The 949-nt window shown below is 42.6% G+C and carries 2 protein-coding genes; both read right to left on the bottom strand.

What is annotated here, in order from left to right; all coding sequences use genetic code 11:
- Window positions 1-762 (bottom strand): amidase (locus tag IG80_RS0111715; protein WP_032114213.1); only part of this gene is annotated, 762 nt, incomplete at its 3' end.
- A 3-nt stretch (window positions 763-765) separates the two neighbouring features.
- Window positions 766-949 (bottom strand): Asp-tRNA(Asn)/Glu-tRNA(Gln) amidotransferase subunit GatC (gene gatC, locus IG80_RS15395; RefSeq protein WP_156962223.1); only part of this gene is annotated, 184 nt, incomplete at its 5' end.

Genomic DNA, 949 nt, shown 5'->3' with positions numbered 1-949 from the left:
CTCATAATCGGGGACTGGAAGGTTGGAAGAAGTTGCATCTTTGGGGTCGTGACTCGCCATAATTTTGAGCATTAAGGCAGCATCACGAACATTTTTTGTAAGGGGACCTGCTTGATCTAAGGAAGATGCGAAAGCCACAATCCCATAGCGTGAGCATCGACCATAAGTTGGCTTTAGGCCAACAATACCAGCAAAAGCTGCAGGTTGCCGAATCGAACCCCCAGTATCTGTTCCTGTTGTGGCGAGAGCAGAACCAGCCGCAACAGCAGCTACAGATCCTCCAGAAGATCCCCCAGGAACAAATTGACGATTATTATCTTTAATTTTCCAGGGACTTATAACAGGACCATAAGCACTTGTGAGATTAGATGAACCCATGGCAAACTCATCAAGATTTAATTTTCCCAATAATACAGCTCCTGCGTCCCATAAATTTTGGGTTACAGTTGATTCATACTGAGGTTTATAGTCATCAAGAATTTTTGAAGCTGCTGTTGTGCGGATGTCTTTGGTACAAAAAAGATCTTTAATCCCAATAGGTAAGCCTTCGAGAGGACGAAGGTCTTCTTTTTTTGCAAACTTTTCATCAGAAGCTTGCGCCATTTTAAGAGCAATATCAGGCGTTTCAGTAATATAAGCGTTGAGTGCCCTTGTTTCCTCCATTTTGTCTAAATGAGCTTGGGTTAGTTCTTGGGCTGAAAACTGCTTATTAACAAGGCCCTCTCTTGCTTCACATAAGGTAAGTTCGGTTAATTTTGTCATGGGTTACTCTACAACTTTGGGCACAACAAACATGCCAAATTCTGCTTCTGGTGCATTGGCGAGGATGGCGCTAGGATAATTTCCATCGTTTATTTGATCCTCGCGTCTGGGCATGTTCTCAAGCGAAATATTATAAAGAGGTTGAATGTTGTCTGTATTAACCTCTGATAGCTGTTCAATCCATCCT

It is taken from the genome of Candidatus Paracaedibacter symbiosus (assembly GCF_000757605.1).
Classification (GTDB): Bacteria; Pseudomonadota; Alphaproteobacteria; order Paracaedibacterales; family Paracaedibacteraceae; genus Paracaedibacter_A; species Paracaedibacter_A symbiosus.
Note: the sequence above shows the minus strand (reverse complement) of the source record. Positions and strands in the feature narration are given on the sequence as shown.